At 62.6% G+C, this 24,330-nt stretch carries 24 protein-coding genes and 3 pseudogenes; 16 read left to right on the forward strand and 11 right to left on the reverse strand.

Annotated features, from left to right (window positions below; genetic code table 11):
* Positions 1-348: 348 nt before the first annotated feature.
* Positions 349-1,104: a GntR family transcriptional regulator gene (locus tag KVT44_RS00810; protein ID WP_217565698.1), complete on the reverse strand. Its 756-nt coding sequence runs from the start codon at positions 1,102-1,104 to the stop codon at positions 349-351.
* 79 nt (positions 1,105-1,183) lie between these two features.
* Between KVT44_RS00810 and KVT44_RS00815 the strand changes: the two are divergent.
* The 4 genes and pseudogenes from KVT44_RS00815 to KVT44_RS00830 form a co-directional block, all read left to right on the forward strand.
* A pseudogene (locus KVT44_RS00815) lies at positions 1,184-1,458 on the forward strand (hypothetical protein); the annotation flags it as partial.
* A 16-nt stretch (positions 1,459-1,474) separates the two neighbouring features.
* Entirely contained in the window at positions 1,475-1,789 is a 315-nt protein-coding gene (locus tag KVT44_RS00820) for a hypothetical protein (protein WP_217565700.1), read from the forward strand.
* A gap of 268 nt (positions 1,790-2,057) precedes the next feature.
* The gene (locus KVT44_RS00825; RefSeq protein ID WP_217565701.1) at positions 2,058-2,354 is read left to right on the forward strand and encodes a hypothetical protein; all 297 of its coding nucleotides are present in this window, start codon (positions 2,058-2,060) and stop codon (positions 2,352-2,354) included.
* 219 nt (positions 2,355-2,573) lie between these two features.
* Positions 2,574-3,026: a DUF5959 family protein gene (locus tag KVT44_RS00830; protein WP_308313881.1), complete on the forward strand. Its 453-nt coding sequence runs from the start codon at positions 2,574-2,576 to the stop codon at positions 3,024-3,026.
* Here the strand turns inward: KVT44_RS00830 and KVT44_RS00835 are convergent.
* Together KVT44_RS00835 and KVT44_RS00840 are read right to left on the reverse strand one after the other, a co-directional pair.
* Positions 3,008-3,833 (reverse strand): IS5 family transposase gene (locus tag KVT44_RS00835; protein ID WP_308313882.1). Its coding sequence is split into 2 segments (ribosomal slippage): positions 3,008-3,493 and positions 3,495-3,833, totalling 825 coding nucleotides; the frame shifts between segments, so codons are not numbered across the junction. The genes KVT44_RS00830 and KVT44_RS00835 overlap by 19 nt on opposite strands.
* A gap of 88 nt (positions 3,834-3,921) precedes the next feature.
* Entirely contained in the window at positions 3,922-4,233 is a 312-nt protein-coding gene (locus KVT44_RS00840; RefSeq protein ID WP_217565703.1) for a hypothetical protein, read from the reverse strand.
* Positions 4,234-4,381: 148 nt separating this feature from the next.
* Between KVT44_RS00840 and KVT44_RS00845 the strand changes: the two genes are divergently transcribed.
* The 5 genes from KVT44_RS00845 (at position 4,382) to KVT44_RS60985 (ending at position 7,621) form a co-directional block, all read left to right on the forward strand.
* Positions 4,382-4,591 carry a hypothetical protein gene (locus KVT44_RS00845; protein WP_254648787.1) on the forward strand — a complete coding sequence of 70 codons (210 nt, stop codon included), beginning with the start codon at positions 4,382-4,384 and terminating at the stop codon, positions 4,589-4,591.
* 195 nt (positions 4,592-4,786) lie between these two features.
* Positions 4,787-5,155 (forward strand): hypothetical protein, encoded by a 369-nt coding sequence (locus KVT44_RS00850; RefSeq protein ID WP_217565704.1) that lies wholly within the window; start codon positions 4,787-4,789, stop codon positions 5,153-5,155.
* Positions 5,155-6,741 carry a hypothetical protein gene (locus KVT44_RS00855; RefSeq protein WP_217565705.1) on the forward strand — a complete coding sequence of 529 codons (1,587 nt, stop codon included), beginning with the start codon at positions 5,155-5,157 and terminating at the stop codon, positions 6,739-6,741. The genes KVT44_RS00850 and KVT44_RS00855 overlap by 1 nt, the downstream gene beginning before the upstream one ends.
* Positions 6,742-6,838: 97 nt before the next feature.
* The gene (locus tag KVT44_RS00860) at positions 6,839-7,246 is read left to right on the forward strand and encodes a hypothetical protein (protein WP_217565706.1); all 408 of its coding nucleotides are present in this window, start codon (positions 6,839-6,841) and stop codon (positions 7,244-7,246) included.
* Between the two features lie 189 nt (positions 7,247-7,435).
* The gene (locus KVT44_RS60985; protein WP_368857582.1) at positions 7,436-7,621 is read left to right on the forward strand and encodes an HNH endonuclease; all 186 of its coding nucleotides are present in this window, start codon (positions 7,436-7,438) and stop codon (positions 7,619-7,621) included.
* A gap of 33 nt (positions 7,622-7,654) precedes the next feature.
* On the opposite strand, the gene KVT44_RS00870 is transcribed toward KVT44_RS60985, so the two are convergent.
* The 3 genes from KVT44_RS00870 to KVT44_RS60495 all read right to left on the reverse strand — a co-directional run bounded on the left by KVT44_RS00870 (position 7,655) and on the right by KVT44_RS60495 (position 12,503).
* Positions 7,655-8,344, reverse strand: coding sequence for a DUF4231 domain-containing protein (locus KVT44_RS00870; RefSeq protein WP_254648789.1), 690 nt, complete (start codon positions 8,342-8,344; stop codon positions 7,655-7,657).
* 1,127 nt (positions 8,345-9,471) lie between these two features.
* Entirely contained in the window at positions 9,472-10,098 is a 627-nt protein-coding gene (locus KVT44_RS00875) for a hypothetical protein (protein ID WP_217565707.1), read from the reverse strand.
* 629 nt (positions 10,099-10,727) lie between these two features.
* The gene (locus KVT44_RS60495) at positions 10,728-12,503 is read right to left on the reverse strand and encodes an AIPR family protein (protein WP_217565708.1); all 1,776 of its coding nucleotides are present in this window, start codon (positions 12,501-12,503) and stop codon (positions 10,728-10,730) included.
* Positions 12,504-12,763: 260 nt separating this feature from the next.
* On the opposite strand from KVT44_RS60495, the gene KVT44_RS00885 reads away from it, so the two are divergent.
* Positions 12,764-13,216: a hypothetical protein gene (locus tag KVT44_RS00885; RefSeq protein WP_217565709.1), complete on the forward strand. Its 453-nt coding sequence runs from the start codon at positions 12,764-12,766 to the stop codon at positions 13,214-13,216.
* Between the two features lie 105 nt (positions 13,217-13,321).
* Positions 13,322-14,563, forward strand: a complete 1,242-nt coding sequence (locus tag KVT44_RS00890) for an IS701 family transposase (RefSeq protein ID WP_217565944.1) — start codon at positions 13,322-13,324, stop codon at positions 14,561-14,563.
* A 3-nt stretch (positions 14,564-14,566) separates the two neighbouring features.
* Here the strand turns inward: KVT44_RS00890 and KVT44_RS00895 are convergent, their stop codons facing one another.
* Positions 14,567-14,875: a hypothetical protein gene (locus KVT44_RS00895; RefSeq protein WP_217565710.1), complete on the reverse strand. Its 309-nt coding sequence runs from the start codon at positions 14,873-14,875 to the stop codon at positions 14,567-14,569.
* A 669-nt stretch (positions 14,876-15,544) separates the two neighbouring features.
* On the opposite strand from KVT44_RS00895, the gene KVT44_RS00900 reads away from it, so the two are divergent.
* Positions 15,545-16,339 (forward strand): NUDIX domain-containing protein, encoded by a 795-nt coding sequence (locus tag KVT44_RS00900; RefSeq protein ID WP_217565711.1) that lies wholly within the window; start codon positions 15,545-15,547, stop codon positions 16,337-16,339.
* On the opposite strand, the gene KVT44_RS00905 is transcribed toward KVT44_RS00900, so the two are convergent.
* The gene (locus KVT44_RS00905) at positions 16,323-17,366 is read right to left on the reverse strand and encodes an XRE family transcriptional regulator (RefSeq protein ID WP_217565945.1); all 1,044 of its coding nucleotides are present in this window, start codon (positions 17,364-17,366) and stop codon (positions 16,323-16,325) included. The two genes, KVT44_RS00900 and KVT44_RS00905, sit on opposite strands and share 17 nt — an antisense overlap.
* Positions 17,367-17,891: 525 nt before the next feature.
* Between KVT44_RS00905 and KVT44_RS00910 the strand changes: the two genes are divergently transcribed.
* Positions 17,892-18,740, forward strand: a complete 849-nt coding sequence (locus KVT44_RS00910; protein WP_217565712.1) for a hypothetical protein — start codon at positions 17,892-17,894, stop codon at positions 18,738-18,740.
* Positions 18,741-19,127: 387 nt separating this feature from the next.
* Here KVT44_RS00910 and KVT44_RS00915 read toward each other — a convergent pair whose 3' ends face one another.
* On the reverse strand, positions 19,128-20,450 hold the full coding sequence (locus KVT44_RS00915) for a hypothetical protein (RefSeq protein WP_217565713.1): 1,323 nt from the start codon (positions 20,448-20,450) through the stop codon (positions 19,128-19,130).
* Positions 20,451-20,794: 344 nt separating this feature from the next.
* Between KVT44_RS00915 and KVT44_RS57740 the strand changes: the two are divergent.
* Positions 20,795-20,989, forward strand: a pseudogene (locus tag KVT44_RS57740) (helix-turn-helix domain-containing protein); the annotation flags it as partial.
* Positions 20,990-22,009: 1,020 nt separating this feature from the next.
* Here the strand turns inward: KVT44_RS57740 and KVT44_RS00925 are convergent.
* Positions 22,010-22,192, reverse strand: a complete 183-nt coding sequence (locus tag KVT44_RS00925; RefSeq protein ID WP_308313883.1) for a hypothetical protein — start codon at positions 22,190-22,192, stop codon at positions 22,010-22,012.
* A 384-nt stretch (positions 22,193-22,576) separates the two neighbouring features.
* Between KVT44_RS00925 and KVT44_RS00930 the strand changes: the two genes are divergently transcribed.
* Both KVT44_RS00930 and KVT44_RS00935 read left to right on the forward strand, forming a co-directional pair.
* Positions 22,577-23,308 (forward strand): ferritin-like domain-containing protein, encoded by a 732-nt coding sequence (locus tag KVT44_RS00930; protein ID WP_217565714.1) that lies wholly within the window; start codon positions 22,577-22,579, stop codon positions 23,306-23,308.
* A 75-nt stretch (positions 23,309-23,383) separates the two neighbouring features.
* A pseudogene (locus tag KVT44_RS00935) lies at positions 23,384-23,864 on the forward strand (transposase).
* Here KVT44_RS00935 and KVT44_RS00940 read toward each other — a convergent pair.
* Positions 23,836-24,171 carry an ankyrin repeat domain-containing protein gene (locus tag KVT44_RS00940; protein ID WP_190168774.1) on the reverse strand — a complete coding sequence of 112 codons (336 nt, stop codon included), beginning with the start codon at positions 24,169-24,171 and terminating at the stop codon, positions 23,836-23,838. The pseudogene KVT44_RS00935 and the gene KVT44_RS00940 sit on opposite strands and share 29 nt — an antisense overlap.
* Positions 24,172-24,330: the final 159 nt, after the last annotated feature.

The following is a 24,330-nucleotide window of genomic DNA, read 5'->3' on the forward strand; positions in this document are numbered from 1 at the left end:
CTTGACCAGGCCCTTTATGGGGTGCTTGAGCGGGGCACTCGATCCCCGTCCACATCTCGCTGATCTTAAAAATTTCGTGTGGCCGTGATCGCCCCTGGGAGCGTTGAGTCGGTCCGCCGGAGACTCGTCAACCGCCGCCTTGTAAGGGCGGCATGACCGTTGATCGGGACGGCGCAGGTCAATCCCGCCGTAGCGGCTGCCCAGGTCGTCCGCGCATTCCGACTGCGGCGAACCGCCGTTGACCGTGGCTGACCGCACGATGTGGCACGCATGTGGCACGAAGCTGGCACGTCCTGGGCTGAGTACGCCCGCTTCCCCACTGAGCCAACTGAGCCACTGACGACGCTGCTAACGACCGATCGGAATCTCGTAGACGATCTCGCAGTGAGCGGCGGGCACCACGATGTCCGCCGTCTCTACGGATCGCCCCTGGTTGCTGTAGTAGGTCCGCCGGATGTGCGTGACGAGCGCAGCCTTCTGGATGCCGAGAAGCGAGGCTTCCTCGGCGGTCGCCTGCCTGGGTTCCGGCTGCTCCAGGGCGTGGCTGACGGTGATCCCAATCGCGGCCATGCGGTTCACGACGCCTGCCCCGGCGTGCGGCCCTCCCTCAGGGAGGACGACGAGCGTGCCTGCGGTGAGGTCGTAGGGCTCCCAGCTCGTCGACAGCTGTACTGGTCTGCCGTCGGCCAGGAACTCGTACGACGTCCGGACGCACATGGCACCCTCGTCGACACCCAGCCGTGCCGCGATGTCCGCAGGGGCCGGCACTTTCGCATCGGTCCGGCTTTCCCAGTCGCCCAGCTTGCCGACGGCTTTCATGTCCGTGCGGAACGGCGATCCGTTGGGCTGCTCGCGCGCTGAGGACCGAACGACTCGAACCCGTTGCTGAGGCTCGGCGACGTACGTGCCCGATCCGGCACGGCCTTCCAGCAGTCCCTGGGAGATCAGCAGTTCCTGCGCCCGACGGACCACGTTCTCGCCTACGCCGAACTCCTGGCCGATCTGGACGCGAGAGGGGAGTCGGTCTCCCGGCTCCCACACGTGCTCCCCGATCCGCCGCCGGAGCTCGTCGGCGATGCGGAGGTAGGGCGGTTGCTCAGACATGTGGAAAATCTAGTCCACTAGCTCTAATCTAGTTAACTAGCTTCACTCAAAGTGATCGCTGGTTAACGGAGGCTGCCCTGTGCCCGCTTCGGGAGTTCGCGCGGCGGCCATCGCTGCCCGGCTGTCCGCCGTCGGACTCCCTACACGCGTGAAGGAACACGAGGAGTTCACGTCGGTCGAAGCGGAGGTGCCGGAAGAACTCTCCGCCGAGTCATGGAGGGAGGCCCTGCAAGTGGTGGCCGAGGCTGATCGGTTCGGGCTCCTCACCACGAGCCTCGGTGACCGCACTCTCTGGGCGGTCTTACGCAAAGCGGTCCCACGGCAAGCGATGTCGCAGGACCGAGCCATCAGCAACAGGAGCTGATTCAGAGTGCTCAACCGTATCCGCCATGCCGCCACGCTCACCAAAGCGCGGCACTCATCCAAGGGCAGACATCGCCGCCCTTTAACGCCCTCCCGACCGTCGACCGCTCCCGCTTCTGTTGCGCCCGCCGACGAGCCGACGGTCACCTTGGCTCGGGCCTCCGACTGGGCGAGACATCGCTACGTGCTGACGGGCGAAGAGAACGCGCTCGTCCGCCCCTACATGCTGGCTTGGGAGAAGCGCGCTCGACAGCACCCGTCGGTTGCCGTTGCTCCTCATCTGCCGACCGAAGCATGGCCGACTCTCGTGGAGGCCATCTGATGCCCTCCCGACAGCAGACCTCCAGTCCGAACGCTTCGGGCGCCTCCTACCGCTCGATCGCCTGCCGGATCGGCACGCATCACGCATGCGCGGAGTCCTCCCCAGCCTCGGCTCCGATCGACGTGCCCGTGATCTACGAAGCCTGCGGCTGTTCATGCCATCCGGTGTCCGACTGCTCCACACCCGACGAAGGTGAACCGCCGAGCGGTTGGGCACCTGGCAGCGCGCCGACATCCAACCTCGAAATTGCCGGAGGGCAGACGCAGCGATGACGGAGGAGAGTGAACTGAGACTGCTCCCGTGGGTAGGGCCGGAGGGTAAACCGTGCTACCTGAGCACCGACGATGGTGACGGTTTCATGTCCCGCTTGGCGGACCGCATCGAGGCGGATCAACTCGACACGGCGTCCAAACTGCTGAAGCACGCACTGCAAGTACTCGATCATCGAACGGGCGACTTCGACGAACTACCGCTTCTCACGGCCCAGCTAGCTGCGGCACTGGGGGACGTGTTGCGTGTAGCGACCAGCCGCGGAATGCGTCTGGCGACGCCAGAGCATCCTTGAAGGAGGGACGGCCATCTGACCGTTGAGGGCAACTCCCGGTCGGGCCGTGGCCAGTACAGCAGGGAGCCCCGAACTATGTTCGGGGCTCCCTGCTGTACAGCACCCTTCGTCCTAAGAACTCCTAACAGAATGAGGCTGGGACAACCTGGTTGAGACTGAAGATCCAGTCCAGCACCATGAGCCCTGGCAGATGCGGGAGGGCAAAGCAAAGGGCATACGGTGGAACTGATCAGTCTCTCGGATGGCGACAACAGCTTCCGGGTGCGCGTGCTGGGGCGTCGGTCGCCGGGTGTGCTGCATCTTCACGACCAGTTCGACGCAGAGGTCCTTGTCACGAGCAGCTTTGTCAGCGGGCGACTGGCCATGTCCCTGTCCCCTTCCGACCTGGAGAACTGGTCGCGTGCCTTGGACCTGCTCGCTGCCGGCGAGGACATCTGCTGGAGGGATGACGACCACAGCCCGGAGATCAGGAACCAGCCGTACAACGAAGAGCATGAGACGGCCGCTGTCCGTGTAGAGGATCTGGGCAGCTCGTGCGTCTCCGTGTTCCTTCCCATGAGTCTTGAGGAGGGTTGGATCGACGAGCAGCGCAGGCTGCTTGTACTGGTGCGGAAGGAGTGGCCGAGCGAAGTCCTGCAGTCACCACCAGGTGTCTATGAGTGGCGGCGCTGAACTGCCGCCAAGCGGCGCCAGCAGATGATGGCGCAGCCGAGGGTGAGGAAAGCTTCGTGGAGGTCGTCGCGGATCTCCCAGCGGATCCGCAGGCGGCGGAACCAGTGCAGGAGTGCGAAGGCGGCTTCGACGACCCAGCGGTGGACGCCCAGGCCGGAGCCGTGCTCGGTCCCGCGGCGGGCGATGACCGGGCGGATGCCCAGGCCGCGCAGGTCGCGGCGGTAGGTGTCGTAGTCGTAGCCGCGGTCGGCGTACAGCACATCGGGGCGCCGGTGGGGACGCCCGCGCTTGCCCTTGACCGCCGGAACAGCGTGTACCAGGGGCATGAGCTGGGTGACGTCGTGGCGGTTCCCGCCGGTCAGCGTGGCGGCGAGCGGGATACCGTGCGCTTCCACGATCACGTGGTGCTTGCTGCCCATCCTGCCCCGGTCCACTGGAGACGGCCGGGTCTTCGCACCGCCCTTCATCGCCCGCAGGTGGGCCGTCGACTGCGGCCCGGGTGAAGTCCAGCAGGTCAGCCGCCCGTAACTCGGCGAGCAGCAGTTCGTGCAGGGCCTGCCACACCCCAGTCTGATGCCAGTCCCGCAACCTGCGCCAGCAGGTGCTCCCCGAACCGTAGCCCAGCTCCTGTGGCAGGAACTCCCAGGGGATCCCCGTGTACAGCACGAACAGGATCCCGTTGAGGACCCGACGGTCCTCCAGCCGTTTGCGCCCCGGGTACCGCTGTCTGCGTTCGATCACCGGCAGCAGCGGAGTGATCCGTTCCCACAGCCCGTCATCGACCTCCCACGGCCTCCGCTGCCCCACACCTCACCCCGATCCATCGAATGCAGGCACAACACCAGCTGACTGCCTTCCATTCCAAGGTGGCAACCACTCTTTTTGCTAGGAGTCCTTAGTCGTCGTCCTCGTCGAAGTAGTCGTCATCCTCGTCGAAGTCGTAACCGCTCCTCGCGGCCTTGGCCCCGTCAAGGAGGCCGTGGGCGTAAGCCGCCGCGTTCGCCATACGTGCAGAGTTGCGTGTCGCGACGAGGGTGACGACGGCTGCGCCCACTGCGGTGACAGCAAAGCCGCCGGCCGCTACGGCAATCTGCTTCCAGGACGGCCCGGACCTGACGGGGCCGGCTTTGGCTTGAGCAGCCTCGCCGGCTACACCATCGGAGGCCTCGGACGCCATCTCTTCACCGTTCTCCGGGACCTTGCTCATCAGGCTGCACCTTCCAACTGCCCTGGCAGCCAGGCCGATACGGCTGCCCTCCGCTCGCTCACCCCCGCATTCTGGGTCATTCGCCCCGTGGTGTACGACCTGGTTAGGTCAAGTCGATCCAGCCTGACACCAGGCACTGGGGTGGAACTTGCCCTTCCGTGCGGACGGCTGGCACTCCCAGGGCTCCAGCGACCTCCTGGCCGTCCTCGGCCCGGCCCCCGTCGCAACCCCCTCCAACAACACTCCGGCCCTCCGGCGGCGCATGAACCGCCGCACGTTCCGGGCCTGGCAGGCCGAGCAGGGCGCCCGCCGTGCCCGCCGACATGGCGCCTCAGTCGATCCGGACGGGCTGCTCTGACTCGCAACCCAGGGTTCTCCTGGCCCTCGTACGGCATTGAGAGTCGAGCACGGCTGCGTAATTGATCATCGTTGCCCCGGGCGGCGCCGACAACCTCGGAAGCGCCGATGCGCGTTGTCTTCACATGATGGGTTCTCGTCGTCTATATATGAAGTGGCGGCGCCTTTCCATCGGCGCACCCAACCGAGGGGGAGTATGACCCAGGACTGGAGCATCCGTCTTCGTGTCATGGCAACTATCGACGCCATCGATGACGTGAAGACCGAGCTTACTAGTGCAAGTACTGAGAACCCCGAATCTGTACAGATAAGCCACATCAAGACCGTCGAGAATCCGAGCGAATTTCGGCTCGACTTGGCGCAATATGCCGAACTTGTCGGGACGTTCACAGGTGTCTTCTTTGGTGGAGCCCTAGTGCCGCGACTGGTGGCTGCACTAAAAAGAAAGAAAAACAGGAACTTAATCATCGAAAGCCCCCTGGGGCGGGTGACGCTTACATCCTCTACCGACCTATCAGAGGATCAGGTACGTCAAAAGCTGAAGAAACTAATTGGGTCAATCTGATGGTCGCACCTCCGGGTGAAGGAGCAGATCTCCAGCAACATTTCGGAAGTTTCGACGGCCGTTTCCCGGGTGTCACCTTAAGAATAGCAACGGACCGGTCTGCCAGTTACCTGAAGGGTCTTATGGCTGGCGAATCTGAGTCCGATTTAATCAGGCGGCTGGATGATCATTCCAATCCCAGCGCCAACGCCCTATCTCACATAAGCGTTCTCGCGCACGAATATCGCCACTTTCACGACTTCCTGCTCTCGCCGTGGGGTTCTGAAGTTTTTGTGTGGCGTGTCGATGCACTGTTACACCTCTCCCAGTTCATGACATTCCTGGGACAAAGTGAGAACTGGCGCTCCGCGAACAGCATGCCGGTTCCGCTAAAACTTTGGTGCCGCATGACGGATGACCAAAGGAAAAACTATGTTGCTCCCATCCGGGAAATGTTGTGGCAGGTTTCTGGAACGGATCTGAAGTTACCGTATCTGCCATTTATACCGGATGATCAAGTTTTCGAACCTGCAGACCATTTGCGACTCCAGCAATTTCGCGAATCCGATGCATCTGCAGCGCAGTCAATGGCGCTCTTTGGAGCGAGAACGATAGGCGCATACAATCGTCTTGAGCGGCTATTGCGCTTCACTCCGCCGCCGGGTGTATCTGCTGAGCTTCAGCCTGCCCATATCGCAGAAACCTCAGCTCTGCTGACCCAAGTCCAAGAGATTGCCACCGCCATGGGGGCAGGAGCAGCAGAGTCCTTTCTGCGAGCTATGAGGAAGCAGCAGTCCACGACTTACGACCGTGGTCTTGAGTTGATGATGTCATGCTTCGAATACGGTGACACCGAGCTGAGATGGGATCGGGCATCCACACTGACAGCCTGGGCTTTACTGGGTGACTATCGTGAGCCAATTGACCGTGCAAATTCTGTTTACCGATTTTCACAAGCTTGCCTAGACGTGGCGCGCCATGGTTGGCCTGACACGAGTCGACTGGTGGACGTTTTTGACGTTTGGGACAAGCGATTCAGTCACCCTTCCACCCTTGCTGGAATTGTGCATAGCGTGAGAGCAAATAGGGATTACTTGGACAGAGTTATCATAAATGCACTCTCCAAGAAGGCCGGCTCAGAGAGCGTGGGACAAGGCGCAACCGTCAAGGTGGCTGTTCGCCTGTTGCGCAAGTACGTGGAAGCGCGCGAAAGAATGGTGTCAAAATTTCTAGCGAACCCTGATTCCTACTTGGCACCGCAGTGGTACATACGCTCACAGGATTTCCCGATGCCACCCATTCGCCTGGTTGCCAACCCTTGGTTGATGTATGCGAACATTAACGACGAAGCTGGCTACTACGTGCACACTACTGCCACGGCTGCCGACCTGGGCCTGACGAGTGCTGTGAGCATCGCGCTTGATCCTCCCCAGAATGGTATCTACTCAGCCAAGGAGGCGTGTAGATTGTATGACGAATTTACGCTCTGCGACGTACTCTTAAGTGAGTTCGACCGAGACTTCCACCAATCCGAATTCGACCTGGCTCGAAGCTGGTTTGGTGATACGCGATTCTTGTCGATTATCGGTACTGACCGTGCGATCTGACACGGCCGATCTGCTCCAACGATTCAATCAGGGAAGGCGCACCGGTTCGAGGCGGTACTCGTCACGGTTCCAGGCGGGCCTTAAAAGTGTGGGTGCGGTGCCACTGGTAATAGAGTTCTCGGCCTGGTGTCCACCAGCTGACCGTTCGGCCAGCGATGGACTCTCCGGCGACCAGCAGATGCGCGGCGGCAACAAGTCCATGCAGCGCTACCAGGCAGAGCAGCGCGCCCTGCGCTACTGGCACAAGCCCCACCAGGGACAGTGGACCTTCGAATCCTGGGCCGTCATCGTCGAATGTCACCGCCGCTGGGGCCGCGGCGAGGACGGGAAGGTGCGACGGGAGTTCGCTTGGGTCCTCGCACCCGTCGCCTCGCCCCTACGTCACACCTGGCCTCAGCACGTCCTCGACGCGCTCGCCGAAGACGATGGCCTCGTGCACGACCACACGGCCAACACCCCCCTCGGGGACACGGACGAAGCCGAGACCCTCAGCGACCTTGATTGATACCGGCAACTTGCTGCTGCCGCCGGCCGGACGGCCTCGCGCCGCACGCAGAGGTCACGCCGGACCGAAGTCGACCGCTACTTCCGCTCGCCGGCCGCGCGTGAAGCAGTCGTCATCCGCAGCGGTGGTACGTGCGAGAACCCCGACTGTCTAGGGCGCCCCACCGAACGCACAGACGCCGGTGCACCCATCCTTGAGGTCGACCACGTCAACGAACTCGGCAACGGCGGCGACGACATCCCCGAAATCATGATCGCGCTCTGCCCCAACTGTCACGCCCTCAAAACCCGCGGAAGCAACCGGCGGCAACTCCGCACCGCCCTCCACCGCATCGCGCGCCAACGCCACCGAGCCTTCCTCGCAGGCGCCTTGTAGAGCTACCGGCACGTAGACCTCGGGGCAACTGCCTCAGCCCTCGGGCGTCTCAGTCGGTTGGTCAAGCTGCTGCTGCCGCTTGCGTTGGTCGTTCTTAAGGGTTTCCACACGTTCAGTAAACTCAAGTAGGGCGGTTGCGTCGTCGACACTGCCTCTGTAACGCCCCACTTTCAGGTTGACAGCGTCGTACTCCTCCTCAATGGAGTCGGCCGTCTGCTGGAGGTAGAAACTACGTTCGCGAAACTTGAAGTAGCCCGTGAATCCCGCCGCAAGCCCTACGGAGAAGCTTGTGCTAACCGTGATCCACTTGTAAGGGGCAGGGGTTTCCGCAAGGCTTGCTGCCGTCGAAGTGGCAAGCGAGCCGATAATGATGACGCTCTGGAAGAGGTTGTGGATGCGTCTATATCGCAAACCGTCGGTTCGGTATCGATCAATTGACCCTGGAATGGTCTCTCGGTAGATGTGGCGGCGCGTTTCTGTCGGCAAGTCAATTGAGGCAGCCGACAGGCGCTTACGTTCTATCGCGAGCTCAAGGTCGATTTTTTTCTTGACTGCGTGCCCAGGTTTCCACTCATCGACGACGACTCCGTCGAATACCCCTCCGCAACTGAAATACCTAACGAATGGGCACAATATGAGCAGAGTAATGAGGATCGGTATGCATGCGGTATTAACGCGGGCAAGGTCGATGCGTCCCCATGTAACGGTGTTCCCGACGAACAAGAGGAATAACAATATCGGGGCAGACGAATAGGTCGATACTAGAACAAAGCGTCTCATACGAGCCCGGCGAATCTCATGCCGAAGTTCGAGGATGTTTCTATCGTGCTGGAGGAGTTGCTCAACCGCCCTTTCAGCCGCAGACGTTGACTGTGCCATGGCCCCCCACTACTACTCTGCATGACGATCGAACTCGATCCGATCATAGAAGCTAAGGCTTGTCCCATAACACCTGGCCGCAGTTGAGATGCCTCAAGGCTGATGGTCTTCGGTAGACCGCGCTTCAACGACAGTCTCAGCCTCTTTGCGGTGATGCCGTGGACCATCCACTACGGCGCCAAGCCGTCGAAGATCTCTACCTCTACCCGTAAGTCTCTCGCCGGTGCCACCCGGCTCCCCCTTCAGGCTGCGAAGGGGAGCCGGGTGGGTTCAGGGGTGCAGTCCGTGAGCCGGAATCGCCGACCGAGCTGCCCGCTGCCCAAGCCACCCGGACGACCTGGGGCTTCATGAATGGTGAGATGACGAGCAACTCAACTGTGAGACGCCCTCATTGACCGTGGCTGACCGCTGCATCTGGCACGGCAGTGGCACGAACCTCGGCCGACGACAGCCAGCCACGACGGCGGGTGCGTCGACCAAGCACGCACGCGTATGCCTCGCTGCACCCCCACCGGCCTCAGCCACGCTGCTCGATTGACGTCCGCCAGAGCAAGCTGCGACGGCAGAACCGTGGTGACGAGGCGTTGGGCAGTGTCTTCTTCGTCCCGAAGCAACTTGGGCGAGCGTGCCACCTTGGGCTGGAGTGTCCTTCACCTGTGCTGATGGTCCGCAGGCGTCCGCGTTCGTCCGCCGTTGTTCGTGGACGTTGTCACGCAGTTAGACACTCACCTGGTGCGCCCCGGTGCGCGGGAACTGCCGCACGTCAACTCAGTTCTCCGGGCTTCGGCATAACCCTTCCAGTCTCGCAGATCAACACGACCGGCCCGGGCCGGAACGGGGTGGGGGTGGTCACCCGCGGGTGCCGTCCGTCAGCGTTGGTCGACCTCGGACGGCCCAGAGACGGCCCAGGGACGGCCCAGGACTCAGACAGTCCCCGACCGACCGTGTTCAGGCAGCGTCGCCACCGCCCGTCAGTCCAGCCGCACGCGAGCGACCGGGAGCTGTTCCCTGTAAGGCCAGGTGAAGGTGCGGTCGGGTTCGAGGTGGGCGTCCCCCCAGTGGATGGCATGGATGCCGTTTTCGACGTCGGCCGTGAAGAAGACACAGACCAGCCTGGTGGAAGCTCCCAGCTCCTCGAACGCTTCGTGCAGCCCCAGGTACTCCTCGGTCACCAAGTCCTCGTCGACATCGAACAAGGCTTCTGGAGGCTGCGGCCCATGGGCCCGTAACAGCCGGTGCCGGGTCGGCGACGCGTTGGCGGGCAGCCGGGCCCGGTCCAGGGGCCTCGGCCTGTCCGCGTACCGGAAGGGGAAGAGTGCGTGATCGTTGATCACCGCGTACTCATACCCGCGCACATCTCGAACGGCTTCGCCCAGCTCGCGTGCGGTCTCCGCCAGGTTCTCGCGCACCAGGCCCGCGAGGGCGACACCGTACGGACTCCGCTTCTTCAGTCCCGCGGCGAGGTGCGCGGCATGGGCCTTCTCATGCGCCTCTGCCAGCCGCACCGGAACAGCGGCGGCCAGCGCGCCGGCACGCCGCCCAAACCGCTCGACGGCCCAGGCCGACGGCCCTACCGGATAGCCACCCAACACCGACATGCAGTGCCCCCTCCCCCAGGTCCCCGCCTCTGAACTGTGTGACACGCATACGAAGAGCCCACAAGGGGGCGATCCGGCCAGGACGCAGCCGAGCACGCTCGCCTTTCAACACAGCCACAACTGATCATCGGCGGCCGTGTCCTGCGGCCGCCTTATCGATCAACGTCCTGACCTGCTGCTGAGCTGTCGGCGTTGGTCACCATTGAGCGCCCTTCCACGGCCCGAGGACGGCCCGGGAGGGCGCTCGTTCGTGAGCACCGCATTAGGAGTTCGATCATTGCTCGGCTCAGTTGCGGATCTGACTGGCCGCGTCGGTCGTGCCAGGGCGGGTGTCAGCGTCTGTTGCTGTTGATGTCAGCCATGGATGTCAGCGGGACTCAGCGCTCGTCTCTCAGCGTCAGCCTCGACGAACTCACGGCCCTGGTGAGGACCCGGCTAAAACGGATGCAATACCGCCCCGGCCTCATCAACAGCCTCCTCGCCAAAACCGGACTCGACCTCCAACCGCCGTAACCTCAGCCGTTGAAGATCTCTAGAACAGAGACCAGAAGGCCGGGGATTTTCAATTAGGGTCGATCCCCGGCCTTCTTCGTCTGACTACTTTCGGCTGATGTATCGAAATCCGAGCATCAAACGTCGGCGCTCGACTCCTTGGCCTTTTGTAGCAGAGCCTCCTGGTTACGACGGCTGCGCACATCGTCCTTGCGCAAACTCCTGCCCTCGTTCAAGACAGACTGAAACTGCTCGGTGGCAAGCTCGACTGCAGTAGTGATCGCTCCTTCAATCCTCTCCGATTCCGAAATCTTGAACCTCAGCTTCTTAGCGCCCCTCAGCCGCTGTTTTGCTGCCTCTGTCTCAGAGGTTTCGAAGATAGGCACAAGTTCCGGCGTGATCAGAGCGGACACCATCATCGCGATGTGATACTTCGCGGCTTTGAGAGTGGTCGAGTCGGGTGTTCGGGCGAAGAATCTGTCTACCCGATACAAAATCCAGGCCGCGTAGTAGTAAGCCTCAACGGAGTATTCACCCCAAACGAACGAACCCTCAACCTCTAGCTCCTTCGGAGCACCGATCGCTCGGAAAGAATCACCGAACAGTGTTGCAGCGACCGCTCGGTTGAGTTCGGGAGTCGTGACAACGCGAGTCCGCGGGAAATCAAGAGACGCATGCTGGTTCTGCCGCAGATAACGTAGGCCGTTTACGCCCGACTGGTTGAAAAACTCTTCCACGTCTTTCGCCATCTGGGAACTCGCCTGAATGTCAGTTGAGCCGATGGGAGTTTGCAGGTTAGTAGCGATCGCCACGTTCGTTCGCACCCCAGCGTCGCCTGAGCTGACGATCTTCACCGGGATCCAAAGGTCAGAGAGGAGGGCCGGCTTGGCCTTAACCTCGTCGCTTGCCGCCCACCTAACGAGCTGGTGACTCGTCTGCCCGCCATTTACGATCTGATACCCGGAGATGAAGAATCTGTCACCCGACCCTCGGAGAGATGTCGCAATGATCGTGAGTCCGTTGTTGAGGAAGGGAAAGTGCTCGCGGTCGTCGCTCTGAAGGGTTCTCGTGATCCGGATATTCACTGGGTTGTGGCTACCGAGATCGAGACGCACATTGTCGTCGAAGATCCCTGGTCGTACGGAGCCGGTTGCATCCGTCAGCAACTTCATCACCTCCGTGCCGGACAAGAGCCCGATGTAAGCCTCACTCACCCGCTCAGTCGCAGGGATGGTCTGCCGCTTTTCAAAGTTGAACTGAATGTTCTGTGGTCCGTGACGCTCTTTCAGCTTTGCAGCTAGTGCATCGTGGCCATGAGTGTTGAGGTGCAAAGGTTCTGAATAAATGCCCTGGGCTCGAATACGATCGATCGCCTCTGTGACCTGAAGTTCTTGCTGTGCGCTCTTCCCGTCATTGCTGCTGGTGGTGACGTAGAAGAGTTCGCACGGGATTCGCGTGTCTTGAAACTTGTCACCGTTCTCTGCGATCCGATCGATCAAAGCAGCCAGGTCAACCAGGGCCGGAGGAAGCTTGACGCTCTTCGCCTTAATCGCGTACTTTGTCACGGCCTCGACGCCGTGGAGGAACTTCGCGATGAGCTTAGAGTCGTAGGACTCGCTTGTCTTAGCCTGGATGAAGAGTACCCGCGCTGAATTGGACGCCTGATCTGAGATAAGGTCGTCGATTTCTGAGGGTTCCGAGACGATCTGTCCGTTGACTACGACGGCAGCGATGTCGATGCCCTCGTCGGTCCCACCGCCGAGAACAGCGCGCTCAATCTGCTCGATATCGTCCCGTACATAAGGGAAGAGGTAGTTGGCTGCGACGTACAGCTCGAACTGCTTCGCCTCGCCCCCCTCGAAGCCAAAGTCTCGTGCAAACTTGGCCACTCGCTTTCCCGTGAGCGTGTGCACTTTATCCCCCTAGGCAGCGCGAGCGCTGATCGTCATCACGGTGTGTTTGTCAGTGAGCGTAGCGTCTGGGGTGCCTTTGGGTGAGCCAGTTCTAAGCGCCGACGGCGGTCCGCTTCAGTACCGGGCGGACCGCCGATTCACGAAGACCGTGATGGTGCGCACTCGGTAGCTTCAGGATCGCGGACTGATTCACTGCGTTAATACTCCAGCCGTAGATCGTGATCATGGATGCAGAGGCCGCTCGTCGGTAGCCTGCGCGTGTGGCTGAGACCTGGGATGAAGTGCAGCTGATCGCGGACGGCTTCGAGCGCGTGTACGTCGAGTTGGAGTGGTCCAGCGAGCCACGCGCTGGCCTCGCCGATGTCGACGGCAAGCCCCACTACTTCCAGGGAAACGACTGGAATGACGCTGACGAGGCCGACGAGTACAGCGTCTGGCCCGCGAGCTTCGCGGTGGTGGAGCTGGAGCGCGAGCAGTGGGCGATCTTCGCCAGGTGGAACGAGCGCCATGAGGCAGGGAGGGTGGGGCCGGAGACCCACCCGGGTCAGGGCGGGATCGACGCCCGCTACGACGAACTGGCCCTGCTGTTGGCGCAGTACCGTCAGGCGCCGGACGATGCGAGGCGACTGGTGGGCGAGGTGCGCTTTGATGCCGGGGCCCGCTACCGGGTCGAGGGTCTGGACTACTGGTTCCGGTGGCGGCCAGGCAGATGAGGCCGCCGTTGATCATTAGGTGTTGTGTGGACAACCAATGATCACGCGGCGACTTCGGACGCCAGCGTAGTGCCTGCTCACTGGCAGGAAGCATTCGAGGGCCTGATGAGCCGGATCGCGGGCCGGTTCGCCCGAGTTGAACCCCGCCGCCGGGTGCTGCGGTTGGTCTCCGGGCTGTTGTCGGACCTGCCGCGCAAGAACTGCTGGACCCTGGCGGAGCACGTCGGCGACGCCACTCCGGACGGCATGCAGCATCTGCTCCACCGTGCGAAATGGGACGCCGACGCGATCCGGGACGACATACGCGCCTACGTGGTCGAGCACCTGCATGACACGGAGGCGGTGCTCGTGGTCGATGAGACGGGCGATCTGAAGAAGGGCACGGCGACCGTCGGCGTCCAACGCCAGTACACCGGCACCGCCGGCCGCATCGAAAACGCCCAAGTCGCCGTATATCTCGTGTACTCCGCCGCCCGCGGACACGCTGCCATCGACCGGGCCCTGTACGTGCCGCGCTCATGGACGGAGGACCCGGACCGCTGCCGGAGCGCGGGTATCCCCGAAGGTTTGGCCTTCGCCACCAAGCCCCAGCTCGCGGCCCGCATGGTCGAGCGGGCCCTGGACGCGGGAACACCGGCCCGCTGGGTCGCGGGAGACGAGGTCTACGGCGACAACCCGCACCTGCGGACGGCCCTGGAACACCGCCGGACCGGCTACGTCCTGGCCGTCTCCAGCACCCACCCCGTCATCACGCACGCCGGGAAGTTCCAGGCCAGGACCCTGGCCGCGCGGATCCCGAAGCGGGCCTGGCAGCGGCTGTCGGCTGGAGCGGGCGCGAAGGGCGAGCGGTACTACGACTGGGCGCAGATCGAGGTTCATGGTCCCGCCGGCCGGTTCGGCCAGTGGTGCCTGCTGGTTCGCCGCAACCGCCGCACCGGCGAACTCGCCTTCTACCGCTGCTTCTCACCCCAGCCGGTGCCGATGTCCGAGCTGGCGCGGGTCGCCGGACGGCGATGGACGGTCGAAGAGACGTTCCAAGCCAGCAAGGGCCTGACCGGCCTGGACGAGCACCAGGTCCGTCGCTGGACCTCCTGGCACCGCTGGGTCACCCTCGCGATGCTCGCTCACGCCTTCCTCACCGTCACCGCGGCTGCCGAACGCCGCGACCGGCCCACCCCGAACGGCTTGATCTCCTTGACCGGCAATGAGATCCAGCATCTGTTCGCCGCACTGATCAGCCCCGTCCACGACCTCGCACACCGCCTGCGCTGGTCACACTGGCGACGCCAGCACCAAACCCGCGCACGCCTGTGCCATTACCGCAGGCAAGCCGCCGCTCGGCTGTGAAGATCAAGATCTACGCCTGGAGTACTGGCTCGTCAGACCATCGCGCCATCGTCTAGCGGCTTCAGGCCGGTCCTCACGCGCGTGAGGAGCCGTCTCGATGAGATGCAGGAGGACCCAGGCCACGCCGAAGCATTCGTCGTCGCCGAAGCAGTCCGCCAAGGCATGGGCCTCCTCGTCGGTGACGGGGCGCTCAATGAGATCCAGAAGAGCTCCCGCACGTTCGACGGCCTCCTCAAGAGCCTCGTCGGGCTCGCCGTCCTCGGACGGGAGTTTGCCCAGGGCGGTGAAGTCAGCAACCTCCGGACGGATCACGACACACCCTTCCTGTCCTGCCATCGGGATGGAGCCGACGTGGCGGCCTCACCGCAGGCTACGGGACGGGAGACCTTCCCATCCGTGATCACGATCTACGGCTGGAGTACTAACCCACCACTCACCCCAGCTCTCATCCCGTCCGCCGTCGACCCACACACCGTGGAGCGGGCGTGGTTCAGGGCGTCCAGGTGGAGCGCGCTACTGTACGAACGACCTGGACGCCCTGGGCCGCGTCTGCTCGGCTCTGCCTGGGTCGGCGGTGGACGGGATGGGAGCTCTCCGCGCACGCCACAACGTGCCCGCGCCCGGCAACGGCGCCCCCTCCATCCCGGTGTCGGCCGATCCCCCGCCGGAGGCACAGGCTCTGACCGCGGCCTCGATCGTGCGGTGCTCGCCACCTATAGCCCGGCCTCTTCCCATTCGTGGGCGCGCGTCGGCGCAGTGCGGGCGGAGCGAGCCGAAGGCAGGAGCGGTGCCCGCAGCGGAGCCGGGAGCGCGCCCGGCGGAGCGGAGCGCAGCCGGGGCTTGATGAAGTAGGGAAAGTTCTACCGCACACTTTGAGCGTCTTTGCTCATCGGCGGCGGGCAACCTACTCACGTGAGTAGGTGCAGGGCTACGCTTGCTGCGGCGTCACGACGTCACAAAGACAAGGAGCGTGCTCACGGGATGGGACCGAAGTCTGAGCGGGTCTACCGCACGATTCGCGAGTGGATCACGACAGGCAAGTACCACCCTGGCGCCAAGCTCCCGTCAGAGCGGACCCTGTCCGAGGAACTGGAGATCGGCCGCACGGCTCTTCGTCAGGTCCTGGCGAAGCTAGTCGCTGAAGGCGTAGTTGAGGTGCACGGTCGCAGTTCCTACCGCGTACCCGACCGGTCCGTAACTACGGAGACCCCGACAGACGTCGAGCCGTGGCAGATCCATGGTGAGCGGACTCTGTACGACAACCGTTGGGTGAAGCTCGGCCTCGTCGACGTCGAGCCGCCCGGCGTTGAGCGCTTCGAGCATCACGTCGTGCGCCTGCATCACGTGGCCATCGCCGCTGTCCTCGACGATCAGGACCGCGTTCTGATGATGTGGCGGTACCGCTTCGTCCCCCAGTCCTTCGGCTGGGAGCTCCCCGGAGGGATTGTCGACGAGGGAGAAGATTCCTTGCAGGCGGCTATGCGCGAGGTTGAGGAGGAGACCGGCTGGCGGCCCGACGGGCTTGAGCATGTGGTCACCTATCAGCCGATGGTCGGCATGGTCGACTCGCCGCATGAGATCTTCGTGGGTCAGGGCGCGGAGCTCATCGGGGAGCCGACCGACCTGGAGGAAGCCGGGCACATCGCCTGGGTTCCCCTCACCGACGTACCTGGCCTGATGGCTCGCGGTGAACTCATGGGTTCAGGAACCCTCGTTGCCCTGCTGCATGTGCTTGCTTCCCGGGGTGCCGGCGCTTCGCCTACAGCCGCTGGGTGAGCTGTTCGATTCGGCGTCGGTGGCGCACGGACCCCGTACGACTTGCCATCAAGCGGGCTTGGCGCAAATGCTCGTGCGCCTGGTCGTACTCGCCGCGGGCCAAGTGTGCCTGCGCAAGATCGCAGCGCAGTCCGGCTGATGCCCGGACGAACGTCGGATCGGTCGCTTCCAAGGCGGTGTAGAGGCTGCCTACGGCTTCCTCGTCTCCGATCAGGGCGAGTGCGTTGCCGCGCCACCTAGTCAAGTGCCCGCCGTTGAGGAAGATGCTCAGCATGTCGGGGTCGCGGGCTTCCTCACCCGATGGCAGGTATTGAATCGCGTTGTCGAGCGCGCGCCGGCACTCCTCCTGAAGTCCGGCTCGGGCGCAGATTTCGGCTTCGGCCGCATACAGCCAAGCCGTGAGCCGCGGGGACATGGCCTTGCCGCCGAGTCGCTGCGCATCTCGTACCAACTCGACAGCCATCGGGGCCCGGCCCGCATCGCAGAGTACGTATGCCTGCTCTGCGGTGGCGTGAGCCAGATACATCGGCTCTTCGGCTTCCTGGGCGGCTCGTTTGCCCAACTCGTAGTGTCGCCAAGCCCGTTCGACTGCGCCAACATCGAGCGCCTGCCATGCCGCCAAGGTCGCCGCTCCGGCCAGTGCCAGGGCGACCGGGCGTCGCGTCTCGGGGAGCACGGCGAACGTGAGGGCATCTTCCAGGGTCGACAGGTGTGCGGTCATCTGGTCGACAAGGCTCGCAGCGCCCAGTTGCCGGTCGATGGTCCGCAGTAGCTCGGTCTGATCCATGAACGTCTTCACCAAGGTCTGGCTGACGTTGCGGGCCGCGTCGATACGGCCCATGAGCTCGTCGTAGCCGTCGACCGCAGAGTCGGTGGATGGCACCTCCGGCTTACCGGTCAGCTCGTCGTCCGTGACACCCAAGAGGACACGGAGAATGTTTGCGTACCGGGTCGAGATGGCGCGTCGGTCGTTCTCCCACTCCGAGACGTATACGCGCAGACTCGCTGTCGACGCGACGCTGACCATGTGCTGACGCGCGTGACGTTCGATCTCGCGAACCAGTCGCTCTTGCGACCATTCGCGCGCGCTTCTTGCTGCCTTGAGTCCGTTCATCACCTGTGCCGCTCCGCATGGGGTGTTGAGCCGTAACAGCAGCATGCCTCACATCGGTGCAGGTGGGCAGGGGTTAACGAGACGTGTGTTAACCCCTGTTGGCTACCGATTCGTTGGCGTGAGCGCTTCTCTAGAAGGGCGGCTGTGCGAGGAAGCGATGATGTGCAGGTCACCCCGGGTTCGGAGAGTTCCGGCTCCGCGATGTGTTTCGACTGCGGCGAACCTTCGTTGACCGTGGCTGACCGCCTGATGCGGCACTGCTGTGGCACGCGCCGTTTGCCAGGGCTGTTCGACCGGAGCCCATGTGAGTCATGCGTCCCGGTGTCTTGACAGCCAGACCCAGACGGTTAGTACTAACTCGTGCGTGCGCGGACTGAGGGCCGCAGGGCATAAACGGTTTCAAGGAAACTGGCGCGCGTAGGGAGAGCTCATGGCAGGGTGGTGATGCAAACCATCTATCACGGAGGTGGCTACATGGGCCCGTTGAAAGAGTATATCGTTGTAAACGAAAGGCTCATCGAGGGGCTTTACCGGCAATTCGCTGAAATGCAGCAAGGTCCCGGCTCGTCAGAGAATGAAGTCTCGGCATCTCTGAAGTTTCTGAATCTAAGGCATCTCAGATCTTCTAGCGCGAAGACTTTCACCCCTCACGACCATGACGTGATTGAAGCCGTGGTTGAATCGCTAAGAGAAACGGGGCAGCTCCATGCGTTTCGTCCAGATCGAGCTAGAGACTTTTGGCACGGAGAGCATGCCGGGTGGTACGTACGTGAACAGATGATCGCTACACCCGTCATCGTTCCGCTGGAGCAGCATTTCGAAGGGCTTCAGGTTCCACAAGCCGTTACGGTTTGGGTAAGCGATCCGACGCCGCCCAAGAATCCCGCCGAATGGGAGTATGACGTCGTAGGATCCTTCGTTTTCCTGGTGCAGGAAATGGGTGAACTGAAGTGGCCGATGCGCTGGTTCATGTCCGGTATCTCAGCCCTTCGAATGGTCGCCAATTTTATGGCCGGAGGGGAGGATTACCGAACCGAGGGTGAACTTCATCGCGTCATGCAAGCGACGCGGGACCAGTTCGAGATGCCAAATGGGTGGGGCGACGAAAACGATGAACGTCATCCGATTGAGAAATTGAAGTCTGTCGGCGGAATGCCAGGGCGCCCCCGAAGAATCGAAACCGTATACAGAATTGCCTACATGTCAGACGAGCAGTGCATTCCAACAGATAGTGGGGTACTCCGGGTGAATGATGTACTTGCATATCCACTTTACATTGCCGAATAAAACCACTGCAAGGCGGGCAGAAAATTAGGTCGGCGGAGCGGGTTTTACGACGCCATCGGCCCGAGTCTACTTGCGGAGCGCCAGGCCAAAAGCTTGTTGTGCAGGAACTTGTGCAGCGAACGGCCACCCTCGAAGAACACCCGCAGGGGAGCCGCACTTGCAACTGCGTAGTCCTCAAGGGGCGTTGTTGGTCGCTGTGGGCCGCCCTTTGACGGCCCACGGACGGCCCGGCTCGGAAGCCCCGACAGGTACATAGTCGGTGCCATGGGACGGTCTTCGTGTGCCTGTTGCGGGTGGCCCCCTTGTTTGGCCCCCTCGTAGACAGATGTTGCAGATCTGAGTCAGGCGCGAAGGATGACATCCAGTCGGATGTATTGGCCAACTCCGTCAGAGGTCTGGGAGGGTGAACCTACCGGTGGACTGCACCAAAAGTTTCCTGGCTTCCTGAGGGGGTACTGCCCCGTCTTGTACGCGCGCGAATAGGTGAAACAGGGCCACTGTGTCGACTACCAATCCGTTTGCTTCCCCGAACGCCGCCACGTCTTCTTCTTTCCCGTGCAGCGCCATCTGGCGGGTTGACGGGTCGCGATTTAGGAATTGGTTCACGATGTACCAGTTGGCGTCGGGGTTTTGTTTGGTTCTCGCCGTGTAGCGCATATTGAAGCGCAGGAACTGAGTAATGCCCTCGGTTTTCGCCCCACGACTGTACCCCTTCACCTCTCCCAAGGCAATCCATCCAGGACGGTCGGGATCCTTGATGTGAAGGTCTTCCAAATGGTCGTCCGATGCGGCGTCCTTATCCGCGTCGGTGACCTCAAAACCCATAGCCTCAAGGGCCGCAATTACAGCTGACTTAAGGACATCCGACTGCGCTGTGAGTAGGCTGCGTTCGCATTTGTCTGCCCTCTCGGTGGCCGAGGAAAGTTGTTCTTTGAGCTTATTCTCGCGAGCCGCAAGCTCCTCTAGAACCCTTATCCTCTGCTCCTCAATCTCAGCGATTCCGGCACTGATCCTTCTTTCCTCTCCGGTCATCCACTGAGGTTGCCGAGACCAGTCGGGAAGTCCTGGAAAACGATCCGGGGCTAGGGAGTTCCATTCCGCCAGTGCGGCCTTCACCCAATCCACTAGGCCTAGCACATCGTGAGGCAGAAGCCACGCTTCAGATGATTCACTACGCTTGTAGCGTCCCGCGAGGATGTCGCCATCTGGAGTAGTGATGAAGGGCTCAATATCTGGCACGGTTGAATCCGCTGCCGTGTAGGAGTTGCCAAACAGGCTATGATTTTTGCGCTTCGTGAGAACGGGCTCTAGTTTTTCATGTACTAGGGTGGCAACACGTTCTGGAAGTCCGCGAACGCGGCGAATTTCCTGTGAAATCTTAGGTCCTTTGTTCCCCACTTCCCCTTTCCATTCGTTCCGCCTCTCGATGGTGCCGTAATGGCTGTTAGGGAGTGCGACATAGATCACGCAGAGGTGGGGTTCAAGCACCCAGGTGTCGAGGTACTGCACACTCCTAACCAAGCTATCTGTGGTTACCAGAACGTCCCATTCGGCTTGTCGAACATCTCTGAAGCTATCGACTCTCTTGGAGGTGGGGCACGTTTTAAGAATCTCGTTTACGAGATTTTCGTTTTCTGGGAAACCTGAAACAAGCAGCCTTGGGCGAGGGTTAGCGTTGATGATCGCGCCAGCGTCATACCGATTGCTCACGGCTGCCTGCCTCCAGGTGAAGATCCAAGAATCTGTGAAGCCGGAGGATATCCTTTCGTATCTCGGGTGTGACTGCCATAGGTTTCCTGCAGCGTGAAGGTTTGGGTGACCGCCGTGCGCTAGCTCTGCTACTGCGGTAGGAAGCCGGGTTTCCCTTGCCCTCGGCGTCTCTTGATGAGGAGCTGCCCACTCGACATGTACGGACCCGGACATTCTGTCCGGGCCCCTTTGCTTTGGGCCCGTCACGCTCGTACTGGTTCCGATGGTGAGCAAGGCGAACTACCCGTCTCACCACTGGCTCTGTACCGTGAAACCGGCCACCAATCAGCAGGAGGCAGCACGCAATGCGTGGTCTCGGAGATCACCTCAGCATCGGCGAGCGGATCGCGTTCTACCGCAAGCGTCGCGGCTACAGGCAAGAGGTTCTGGCTGGACTGGTCGGCTACAGCACTGACTGGTTGGCCAAGATCGAAACTGGGCGCCGGAAGCCGCCCCGGATCGACATGCTCGCCGAGCTGTCGCGCATCTTGCGCGTGCCCCTCGGAGACTTGCTCGGGCAGACCGTGCTCGTAGAGGACGAGAGGCAGCAGGACGACGTTCCGGCCGTGCGCGACGCGCTCATGAGCCCGCGGCGCCTGTCGCGCTTGCTCTTCGGCCGCGAAGCCGAGGTACAGCTCCCGACGCCCGCTCCCGTGGCCGTGCGTGTGGAGCAAGCATGGAACGACTACCAGGGTGGGCGACTCGGCAGCGTCATCGCCGCTCTTCCCGCGCTTCTCCAGACAGCACAAGAACTTGAGGAGCGAGCGGCACGCCGTGGCGAGGACCGCAGCGACTGCTGGGCGGTATCGGCTCGAACGCACCACCTCGCAGCAACGACGCTCGCGAAGATCGGTGAATCAGACATCTCATGGCTTGCTGCCGAGCGCGCGATGCGGGCCGCGGACGAGTCGGACGATCCGCTGGTGTTGACGTCTGCCGCACGGTCCGGCACACACGCCCTGCTGGCCAACGGTCGGTATGACGACGCGTTGGAGCTGGGCAACACAGCCGCTGCATGGCTGTCGTCTCGGGTCGCTGAGAACGACCCGGCGGCGCTGAGCCTGCTGGGGATGATCCATCTGCGCGCTGCTGTGGCGGCAGCACGCCACCAGGACCGTCCCACCGCAACGGGCTTGTTGGACCGAGCCGAAGAACTTGCGGACGATCTCGGGTCGGATGAGAACTACTGGCAGACCGGCTTTGGGCCCACTTCTGGCCCCTGTACACGGGCACGGCGATCCCCATAGACCAGTGGCGCTCCCGGATGTGGCCGGACACCTGGGTCCAGCTGGGCAGACACACCACGAGGGCGCGGCAATCTGCCGCGCCGTCTTGGTCGTTGTTGGCCGTCAGCGGTTGTCGTTGGTCACCCTCGTACGGCCCGGAGACGGCCCAACTCGCGGGTGAAGCGGCTGACCACGGCCTTACAAGTTCCCCCCAACAGTCCAACGACCAGGGGTGCAACCGGCCAGCCTGCGTTCTCCGAGTTCTCGCTCAAGCTCCTGTAGTCCCCCATCGGGTTAGGGACGGTAGTGGTCGGTCATGGTGGGCGAAGAGCTGTGCACTGAGGCAGCGTTGTAGGAGACCCTGTCGTTGTGCGCCTGCAGACGCCGTGCTTGCTCGATCAGGCGACCGTCGACGTTCTCCGTGTTGCCGTTCCTTCGACGCAGGAGCACGAAGAGCAGGACCAGTACCGCTGCCACCAACAGACCAAATAGCACGCCGAGTTCGATCACAGACGTCCCCCCGAGTGAGTGTGTGACGCTCCACGATAACGAGCAGCCTGAGAGGTGCCTAGGTAGCTTCCGGGCGCCCCCAAATCCACTCGTAGTCGTGCTCCGGGGCGGTTGCTGATCCACCTCTGACTACCCAGATCCATGATCGTCCGACGACGTTGATGTCAGCTGCTGATGTCAACCTGCACTGGGGAAGTGGCTGTTTCACGAGGGGACCGGCGGGTCTCTCGCACGGCGCGTGCATGTGAATGTGTGAACTGTGGGCGCCTGGCAGCAGTGGAACGGTTTGGTGTCCGCCTGCGTCGTCCCTCTCCGGGGCGCGGTGGCTGTGTCCCGGAGAGGGGAGACCGGGTGCATACGGGCGGCTTCGCCAAGTGGACAAGGCGGTTCGAGGACGAGCGCGAGCGCAGGCGCGCCCAAGGTGATCCGGACTGGGGGCAAAGCGCGGTGCTGCATCCTGCGGTGTGGGCCAGCATTCAACGCTTCCAGGTCGGCGAGGACGGTGACGGCGCCAACCTCGTCGGCAAAGCGGACCAGGCCGGCGACGCCGACTACGCGCAGGCGGTCCGGCTCTTCATCGCCGAGGAACAGAATCACGCCCGTCTACTTGCTCGGCTGCTGACTGCGGGGGGCATAGCGACGTTGAGCGGGCACTGGAGCGACGTGGTCTTCGTACGGCTGCGGCGTCTCATGGGCCTGCGCATGGAACTGCTGGTGCTGATGATCGCGGAAGTGGTGGCGCTGCGTTATTACCGGGCCCTGCGCGATGGCACCGACGACTCGCTCACTGCGGATGTGGCGGGACGGATCCTGTCCGACGAGCAGCGCCATGTCCCGTTCCACTGCGAGCGGCTACACGCGTCCCTGGCGCAGTTGCCCCGCGCAATGCGCCGCCCGGTGATGGCCCTGTGGCGACTTCTTCTGCTCGCGGTCTCTCTCGTCGTCGCCGCCGACCACGGTCCGGCACTGCGCCGACTCGACATCGGGCGCCTGCGATTCGTGGTCGATGTCATGGCCTCGTCCCACGCGGTGGTCTCCGCGGTGCTGGCGCCCCGCCCAGATGCATGGACGAGCGCGGGCTGACAACAGACAGCTCCACCGCTTCCTACAATCTCTTTAGAAGCCATCTCAATTGGCTGTCTCGGTAGGCTGTCGGCTGTGGTGGGAATCGTTGAGCGGCTGGTGCCGGACGAGTTGTGGGAGCTGTTCCAGCGGGTGGCACCGGAGGCTCCCACGCGGCCTCAGGAGGGTGGTCGGCGAAGGCGCGGTGACCGTGAAGTGCTGTGCCAACGTCCATGACAGCCAGGCCCTGATTCCGCTCGTGAAGGGCATACCCCCGGTCCGCTCGCGCCGAGGCCCCCGTCGTCGCAGGCCCGGCAAGCTCCATGCCGACAAGGGCTACGACTACGCTCACCTGCGGCGATGGTTATCCAAGCGGGGAATTGGGCACCGCATCGCCCGCAGGGGAGTTGAGACCTCGCAGCGGTTGGGGCGTCACCATTGGACCATCGAACGGACCATGTCCTGGCTCGCTGGCTGCCGCCGTCTCCACCGCCGCTACGAGCGCAAAGCCGAGCACTTCCTCGCCTTCACGAGCATCGCCTGCACCCTCATCTGTTACCGGCGGCTCGCCTGCTGATGTGGGCCCGCAGCAGATTCACCGCCAGGTCGTGACCGTAGTGGGCGGCCATGTCCAGGGGGGTGTGACCGTCTGGATTCGCGAGCTCCGGGTCAGCGCCGAAGGCCAGCAGCACAGCAGTGATGTGAACGGTCAGTGGCTCACCGCTCTGCAGGGATCCGTCGCCCTCGGCATCGATGGCGTGCGTCAGCAACGTCATGTTGCTGAAGACCTCGTCGGGATCAGCGCCGTCGGCCAGCAACCGGGCCAGGGCCTCCGCATCGTCGTGCTCGACCGCGTCATGGGCGGGTGTCCAGTAGTCACTCACCAAGGCATTCAACCGCCATCGCAATCCGTCTGCCAGCGACTATCTCCGTTGGCAATCACCAATTGAGATGGCTTCTAAGCTCGGCCTATTCCTACTGGTCAAACCGAACCGTCAGACACGCGCCAGCTCCCGACCTCGGCGCAACGACGGCTACCCGCG

Source organism: Streptomyces sp. GbtcB7 (assembly GCF_019091445.1).
Lineage (GTDB): Bacteria > Actinomycetota > Actinomycetes > Streptomycetales > Streptomycetaceae > Streptomyces > Streptomyces mirabilis.